The 8,023-nt window shown below is 71.8% G+C and carries 8 protein-coding genes; 7 read left to right on the top strand and 1 reads right to left on the bottom strand.

Annotated elements, in window-relative coordinates:
- On the bottom strand, positions 1 to 1,223 hold a 1,223-nt coding region (locus tag AC2H6A_RS15930; protein ID WP_484274686.1), incomplete at its 3' end, for a thiamine pyrophosphate-binding protein.
- Positions 1,224 to 1,417: 194 nt separating this feature from the next.
- Between AC2H6A_RS15930 and AC2H6A_RS15925 the strand changes: the two genes are divergently transcribed.
- The 7 genes from AC2H6A_RS15925 to AC2H6A_RS15895 all read left to right on the top strand — a co-directional run.
- Positions 1,418 to 2,542 carry an acyl-CoA dehydrogenase family protein gene (locus tag AC2H6A_RS15925; protein WP_484274685.1) on the top strand — a complete coding sequence of 375 codons (1,125 nt, stop codon included), beginning with the start codon at positions 1,418 to 1,420 and terminating at the stop codon, positions 2,540 to 2,542.
- 152 nt (positions 2,543 to 2,694) lie between these two features.
- Positions 2,695 to 3,771 carry an NAD-dependent epimerase/dehydratase family protein gene (locus AC2H6A_RS15920; protein WP_484274684.1) on the top strand — a complete coding sequence of 359 codons (1,077 nt, stop codon included), beginning with the start codon at positions 2,695 to 2,697 and terminating at the stop codon, positions 3,769 to 3,771.
- Positions 3,772 to 3,815: 44 nt separating this feature from the next.
- Positions 3,816 to 4,871 carry a phosphotransferase family protein gene (locus AC2H6A_RS15915; protein WP_484274683.1) on the top strand — a complete coding sequence of 352 codons (1,056 nt, stop codon included), beginning with the start codon at positions 3,816 to 3,818 and terminating at the stop codon, positions 4,869 to 4,871.
- 17 nt (positions 4,872 to 4,888) lie between these two features.
- Entirely contained in the window at positions 4,889 to 6,070 is a 1,182-nt protein-coding gene (locus tag AC2H6A_RS15910; RefSeq protein WP_484274682.1) for a CaiB/BaiF CoA transferase family protein, read from the top strand.
- A gap of 13 nt (positions 6,071 to 6,083) precedes the next feature.
- On the top strand, positions 6,084 to 6,758 hold the full coding sequence (locus AC2H6A_RS15905; RefSeq protein ID WP_484274681.1) for a histidine phosphatase family protein: 675 nt from the start codon (positions 6,084 to 6,086) through the stop codon (positions 6,756 to 6,758).
- Positions 6,759 to 6,761: 3 nt separating this feature from the next.
- The gene (locus tag AC2H6A_RS15900) at positions 6,762 to 7,673 is read left to right on the top strand and encodes a DMT family transporter (RefSeq protein ID WP_484274680.1); all 912 of its coding nucleotides are present in this window, start codon (positions 6,762 to 6,764) and stop codon (positions 7,671 to 7,673) included.
- Between the two features lie 46 nt (positions 7,674 to 7,719).
- Positions 7,720 to 8,023, top strand: a 304-nt coding sequence (locus AC2H6A_RS15895) for a biotin carboxylase N-terminal domain-containing protein (protein WP_484274679.1), incomplete at its 3' end; no start/stop codon positions are given.

Genomic DNA, 8,023 nt, shown 5'->3' with positions numbered 1-8,023 from the left:
CCCCAGCCCAGGTAGCTCAGCGGCGCGGTGGCGCTCCAGAAGGGCGTGGTCTGGTCGCGCGGGCTGCCGGCGTCGTGGGTGATGATCGTGCGCGCCTTGTCCACCAGCCGGTCGAGCTCCCAGACCACGCGGTAGGGGTTGATCGGCGTAGTCCGCGCGTTCAGGCGAGGCAGCCACTCGGCCAGCCACTCGGCCTTGAGCGCGGCGATGCGCGCCGGCAGCCCGGCGCGCGCCCTCGCCGGAGCGCGGTCCAGACCGGTCATCGCGGCGATCAGCGCGTCCAGCGCCAGCGCCGCATCACCGATCAGCGCATGTTGCACCGGCAGGTCCTTGTTCAGGTCCATGGGGTCGAGCGTGGCATGAATGACGGTCTTGCCCTCGGGCATGGTCACGCCGAACGGCGTCTGCGCGAAGCTGCAGCCCACGCCCAGGATGACATCGGCCTCGGCCAGGAAGGCCTTCACCGGCCGCGGGTTGGCGCGCCCGCCGCTGCCCAGCGACAGCGGATGGTCTTCCGGGAAGGCGCTCTTGCCCTCGATCGAGGTGGTCACCGGGATGTTCCAGGCTTCGGCCAGCGCGCGCAGCTGCGGCCAGGCCTTCGCGTAGTGCACGCCCTGGCCGGCGTAGATCACCGGGCGCTGCGCGGCGGCCAGCACCGCCGCGGCCCTGCCCACATCGGCCGGGTCGGGCCCGGTGCGCGCGCGCAGCGCTGGCACATGCACCCAGTCGTCGGGCACCTCCTCGCCGAACACATCCACCGGCACCTCGATCAGCACCGGCCCGGGCCGGCCGTTGCGCAGCTGCGAGAACGCGCGCCGCAGCACCTCGGGCGCAGCCTTGCCCATCGTCAGCGGCTCGGCCCACTTGGTGATGTGGCGCATGTTCTGCACCGCGTTGAAGTTGGGGTAGTGATGCGCCAGTCGCCGCGCATAGCCCGCCGGCACCACCAGGATGGGCACCGACTCGGAGTAGGCCTGCGCCACGCCGCCAAAGGCGTTCTCGGCGCCGGGCCCGTGCTGCATGCAGAACACGCCGATGCGGTCACCCGACGACACCCGCGAATAGGCATCGGCCATGTGCAGGCCCACGCGCTCCTGGCGCACGATGACCGTGCGGATGTCCTCGGCGGCTGCGGCCTCGATCAGCGGATTGACCGGGTAGGCGAAGAGCATGTCGATGCCCTCGGCCTTCATGGCCCGGGCGATGGCTTGGGCAACCTTCATGACGCGTCTCCTTGGCAGGTGATGCGCCTCACGGTAGGCCACCCGTGCCCGCTTTGCGGGCGCGGCGCAAGGAATCCGGACCCGTCACCCGGCGGGTCTGCCCGTGCCGGTCCGGCCATGGCGCGTGGCGCATTGACGCGCCGCGCGCCGGCCGCAAGACTGCGCGCTCGCCACCGGCCACCCCGGACCGGGGCGTGCCTGCGCTGCGAGGTCGTGTGCCTGAATTCCTGTCCCCCGAACTGACCGCGCTGCGCGATCGCGTGGCCGCCCTGGCCAGTGGCGGGCTTGCCGCGCTGCGCGACGATGCCACGCTCAGCCCCGCCGATCGGGCTGCCCGCGTGCGCGCGGCCAGCAAGGCCGCCGGCCTCTATCACCTCACCCAGGCCGAAGACACCCCCGAGCTCACGCTGCTGGTGGTGCGCGAGACCCTCGCCCTGCACAACACCAGCCACCTCTCGGGCGTGCTCGGCGCCGGCGCGGGCGTGCTCGCTGGCGTGGGCGAGCCGCTGCGCTCCAGTCACCTGCTGCCGGTGCTGGCCGGCGACAAGCGCGCCGGTTTCGCCTTCACCGAATCGGCCGATGCGCCGCGACCCACCTGGGCGGTGCCCGAGGGCGACACGCTGGTGGTCAACGGCAGCAAGTCCTATGTGACCGGGGGCGCGCAGGCCGACTTCCTGGCCGCGCTGGTGGATGTCGAGGGGCAGGGCCCTTCGATGGTGATCATCGACACCGATGCGCCGGGCGTGTCCATCAGCCGTCATTTCGGCTCGATGGATGGCAGCCAGCACGCCGCCTTCCGCTTCGAGTCGGTGCGGGTGCCGCGCCACCATGCCATCGGCGCGCCCGGCGACGGCCGCGGCCGCGCCCTGGCCAAGATCAGCGCGGTGCGCCGCGCGGTGGCCGCCGACTGCGTGGGCAGCGCCGGTTGGATCATCGGGCTGCTGGCCGAGGAGCTGCGCCGCCCGCGCCGCAGCGGCCTGGTGCTGGCGGCCTCCGAGCGCATCCGTCTGCGCTACGGCGACCTGCGCATCCGCGCCTACGCCGCCCGCTCGGCGGTGTACCGTGCGGCGCGACTGGCCGATGCCGGCCACGACGCGGTCAACGAGACCATCGCCGCCAAGGTGCTGGCCAGCGAGATCGCCGGCGAGATTGCCGACGCGGCCATCCAGCTGCTGGGGGGCGAGGCCCTGGTCACGGGTCACCCCCTCGAGGCGCAGTTCCGCCGCCTGCGCTCCCTGCGTCTGGCCGAGGGCGAAACCGACACCCTGCGGGTGAACCTCGCCCGCGGTCATCTCGATCTGGGGAAAGGGTCGATCTGAGCCCGGCGGCGCGCCGGTTTTCGGGATGACCGCCGCGCCCGCGCGCGGCTTGGCCGGGGATCGATCGCTTACACTCGACCGGACATCAGGTCCCGGCGGATTCGTCCGATGACCGGCCCTGCCGGTCCCCCACATCACCCAGGAGACTCACGATGGCCCCAGTACCCCGAGGGGGTGTGGTCGCGGTCACCGGCAGCGCCGGTTTCGTCGGCGGCTGGGTGGTGCGCCGACTGCTCCAGCGTGGCTACCGGGTGCGCGCCTGCGTGCGCAACACCGCTGATCTCACCCGGGTGGGCTTTCTCAAGGCCATGCCTGGCTATGCCTCGCGCCGGCTCACCCTTCATGCGGCCGATCTCGACCAGCCGGGCAGCTTCGATGCCGCCTTCGCCGGCGCCGACGCGGTGGCGCACATCTCGCATGTCAGCGGCTACGCCGACCAGGACCACATCCTGCGGGTCTCGCAGGACCTCATCGACAGCATCGAGCGCTCGGGCAGCGTGCGCCGCGTGGTGGTCACCTCCAGCGTGGCCGCGATCATCTCCGAGATGGACCTGCAGGAACTGGTGCGCCGGCCGGTGTTCGACGAAGACCGCTACCCCGACGAGTCCAACCCCAAGCGCACGCCGGAGCGCGGGCAGGGCTACTCGATGGGCAAGCTCACCATCGAGCGGGTGTTCTCGCAGGCCGCGGCGCGCAGCGGCCGGTGGGACGCGATCGTCTGCTGCCCCGGCGACAATGTCGGGCCCATCCAGTCGGCCCATCAGAAGGACATGGGGCCCTGGCAGAGCCTCATCAATCACATGCTGCTCGGCGAGTGCCGGCAGAACGGCGTCTACCGGCCCTGGATGACCGTCGATGTGCGCGATGACGCCGACGCCCACATCGGCCTGCTCGAAAGCCCCCGCGTGGCCAATGGCGAGCGCTACATCGCCTGGTCTACCGAGACCCGGCCGGTCGAGACGATCTGCGCCGACATCGACCGGCTGCTGCCCGAGCTCGGCCACCTCACCCCGCCGGTGACCGACGACTTCCCGCCGCGCATCCGTGAGCGCGAGGCCGAGATGCGCGCCATCTGGGCCGGTTGCCAGCTGCGCAACGATCGTATCCGCGCCGTCACCGGCATGAGCTTCCGTCCGCTCGATGAATCGCTGCGCGACTGCGTCGAGTCGCTGCTCGCCATCGCCGGCACCCGGCCGGTACTTCGGCCGGGCTTCTCGCTGCCCGACTGAACCGCCCGCACCGCTTCGTTGAACCCTTTCGTCCCCCACGCACCATGACCACTTCCTCGCCCGCAGCCAGCACCGTCGAAGGCGTCGACATCCCCCGGGTGTCGGCCTGGATCGCCGAACGCACCGAGACCACCGGCCCGCTCGTCTTTCGCCTGATCGCCGGTGGCCGCTCGAACATGACCTTCATGGTCACCGACGCCGCCGGCCGCCGCTTCGTCATGCGCCGCCCGCCGCTGGGCAAGCTGCTGCCCAGCGCCCACGACATGGCCCGCGAGCACCGGCTGATGTCGGCCCTGGCCGACACCGCGGTGCCGGTGCCGCGCATGGTCGGGCTGTGCCAGGACCCGTCCGTGAACGAGCGTGACTTCTATGTCATGCACTTCCTCGAGGGCATCGTGGTGCGCGATGTCGAGATCGGCCGCACCCTCACGCCGGCGGTGCGCGAGCGCATGAGCCGCGAGCTGCTCGACACCATGGTCGCGCTGCACCGGGTGGACATCGACGCGGTCGGACTGGGCAACCTCGCCAAGCGCGAGGGCTACATCGAGCGCCAGCTCAAGCGCTGGTCGGGCCAGTGGGAGCAGTCCAAGACCCGCGAGCTGCCGCTGATCGACAAGGTGCGCGATGCCCTGCAGACGATGATGCCGCCGGCCTCGCCAGCCACCATCGCGCACGGCGACTACCGGCTCTCCAACTGCATGATGGACCCCACCGGCCCGGTGGCCGGCGTGCTCGACTGGGAGCTGTGCACCCTGGGCGAGCCCATGGCCGATCTGGGCGGGCTGCTCGGCTACTGGTACGACCCCTCCGACCCCGCCGCCGGCGGCGACCCGGCCACCACCGGGCTGCCCGGCTTCCTGTCGCAGGACGAGATCGCCGGCCTGTACGCCGAGAAGATGGGCGTGTCGCTCAAGGCGGTGGACTACTACCGCGCCTTCGCGCAGTGGCGCCTGGCCTGCATCGGCGAGGGCGTGTATGCCCGCTACCTCGGCGGCCAGCAGGGCTCGCAGGACGAGGAGATCGATCTCGAGTCGTACAAGGCGGGCATCCCCCGCCGCGTCGAGCGCGCAGCGCGCCTGCTCGGCCTGTCGCTGCGCTGATCCCCGGAGCCGCCGCCATGACCGCATTGCTCCAGGGCATCAAGGTGCTCGACTTCGGCCGCTACATCGCCGGCCCCTACTGCGCCGCGCTGCTGGCCGAGTACGGCGCCGATGTCATCCGCATCGAGAAGCGCGACGGCAGCGAGGACCGCTTCCCGGCGCAGGTGGGGGGCGGGGTGGGCGCGCTCTTCCTGCAGATGAACCGCAACAAGCGCTCCATGACGCTCGATCCCGCGTCGCCGAAGGGGCGCGAGGTGGTGGCCCGCCTGGTGCGCGAGGCCGATGTGGTCATCGCCAACCTGCCGGCGGCCACGCTGGTGGCCATGGGCCTGGACTACGCCACGCTGTGCACCTACCGGCCGGACATCATCTTCGTGACCAACACCGCCTTCGGGCCGGTGGGGCCGATGTCCGCCAATGTCGGCTTCGACGGGGTGGGCCAGGTGATGTCGGGCGCGGTCTACATGACCGGCGAGCCCGATCAGCCCTATCGCGCCGCCGCCCCCTGGGTGGATTTCGGCACCGCGCTGCACTGCGCCTTCGGCACCATGGCCGCGCTGATGCACCGGCAGCAGACCGGTCGCGGCCAGGTGGTCACCGGCGCGCTGCTCGCCACCGCGGTCACCGTGAACAACGCCGCCCTGATCGAGCAGGCCGTGGCCCGACCCGATCGCATCCCCACCGGCAACCGCGGGCAGACCGCGGCGCCGTCCGACATCTACCGCACCCGCGACGGGTTCGTGCTGGTGGCGGTCACCGGCCAGCCGCTCTACAAGCGCTGGGCCCGTCTGATGGGCGAACCCGAGTGGCTGACCGATCCGCGCTTTGCCGATGACGACGCGCGCGGCCGCGAGGGCGTGCTGATCAGCGAGCGCATGGGCCGCTGGTGCGCCGAGCGCGGCACCGACGAGGTGGTGACCATCCTGGGCGAGGCGAAGATCCCCTGCGCGCCGGTGCTCTCGCCGCAGCAGACGCTCGACCATCCGCAGGTGCGCGCGCTGGGCGTGCTGCAGGACACCGACTATCCCGGCCTGCCGCGGCCGGCCCCGGTGGCTGCGGTGCCGGTGTGGCTGTCCGACACCCCGCCCGTGCCCCGCCGCCGCCCGCCGCAGCTCGGCGAGCACACCGACCAGGTGCTGGCCGAGCACGGCTACAGCGCCGACGAGATCGCCGCCCTGCGCGGCGCCGGCGTGATCTGAGAGGGACGGCATCATGGCGGTGATCTTCCTGGTGCGGCACGCGCAGGCGTCCTTCGGCACCGATGACTACGATCGGCTCTCCGACCTCGGGCGGCAGCAGTCGCGCTGGCTGGGCGAGTATTTCGCCGAGCGCGGCACGCGCTTCACCCGCGTGATGGCCGGCACGCTGCGCCGCCAGCAGCAGACCGCGCAGGAGCTGCTCGGCGTGCTCGGCGTCGACCCGGCCGGCATCCTCACCCATGGCGGCCTTGACGAATACCACGGCGGCGCGCTCTACGCCGCCTACACCGGCGGCGCCGACCCGGTGGCCCAGCAGAAGTCCGACTACCGCGGCTACTGGCAGACCTTCCGCGCCGCGATGCGGGCATGGTCGGAAGACCGCCTGCCGCAGATGCCCGAGACCTGGGGCGAATTCGGCGCCAGGGTGCATGGCGCGCTCAGCGCCGCCGCCGAGGGTCTGGGCCGCGACGATGTCGCGCTGGTGGTGAGCTCGGGCGGGGCCATCGGTCGGCTGCTCGGCGAGCTCACCGGCGCTAGCGCGGCCGCGTCCATCGAGTTCAACCTGCAGTACCGCAACACCGGCTTCTGCGAACTCATCGCCAGCCCGGGGCAGCTGCGGCTGGCCAGCTTCAACAACATCCCGCACCTCGAGCGGAGCGACCGCCGCGGCTCGATCACCTTTGCGTGAGTGATGGTCCGCGCGCTGGCTCACCGATTCAACCAGGCGCCGGGCACCACCCGCGCCATCCTGTGGGCGATCAGCGCGGGCTTCACCTTCTCGGTGCTGAACACCCTGGTGCGCGGGCTGTCGCTGCAGCTGCATCCCTTCGAGACCCAGTTCCTGCGCAACCTGTTCAGCCTGATCGTCATGCTGCCGATCATCCTGCGCGCCGGCGTGATCGCCTACATGCCCACCAGCATCGGTGGCCAGTTCTCGCGCGGCGCGGTGCATGCGCTGGGCATGACGCTGTGGTTCTACGCGCTGCCGCACCTCGCGCTTGCCGACACCACCGCCATCGGCTACACCGGGCCGATCTTCAGCATGCTCGGCGCGGCCTGGCTGCTCGGCGAGAAGATGCGCGCCGACCGCTGGATCGCCGCGCTCATCGGCTTCACCGGCGTGATGATCGTGGTCGGGCCGCGGCTGGCCGGCACCGGCGGCTGGTACTCGCTGATCATGCTCGCCTCGGCGCCGGTGTTCTCGCTGTCCTTCCTGCTCACCAAGATGCTCACCCGCCATGACTCGCCTGCGGTGATCGTGGTCTGGCAGGCGCTCACCGTGTCGCTGATCACGCTGCCGCTGGCCATCCCGGTCTGGCAGTGGCCCACGCCGGCGCAGTGGGGGGTGTTCGCGGTGGCCGGCGCGCTGGGCATCTTCGCGCACTGGTGCCAGACCCACGCGCTGAAGGCGGCCGATGTCTCGGCCACGCAGTCGGCCAAGTTCCTTGACCTGCTCTGGGCCTCGACCTGGGGCTTTCTGGTGTTCGGCGACCAGCCCAGCGGATTCACGCTGGTCGGCGGGGTGGTGATCGTGGCCGCCACCCTCTGGATCGCCCGGCGCGAGGCGCGGCTTGCCCGCGCCGCCGCCAGGCCCGCCCCCTGATGCCGCGGCGCGCCGGCCCCGGTCGCGCTCTCCTGGGAGATTGCCCGTGTTCAAGCGAGTCCTGATCAGCAACCGTGGCGAGATCGCCATCCGCATCGCCCGCGCCGCGGCGGCGCTCGGCGTGGAGTCGGTGGCGGTGGCCGCGCCCGCCGACGCGCAGGGCCTGCATCTGCGGGTGGCGAGCCTGGCGCGCGAGATCGGCGCCGGCCAGCCCCAGGTGGCGGCCGATCCGGTGCGCGCCTACCTCGACATCGACGCGATGATCGAGACAGCCCTGGCCACCGGCTGCGACTGCGTGCATCCCGGCTACGGCTTCCTCTCCGAAAACGCGGCCTTCGCGCAGCGCTGCG

The organism is Quisquiliibacterium sp., assembly GCF_982640115.1.
Note: the sequence above shows the minus strand (reverse complement) of the source record. Positions and strands in the feature narration are given on the sequence as shown.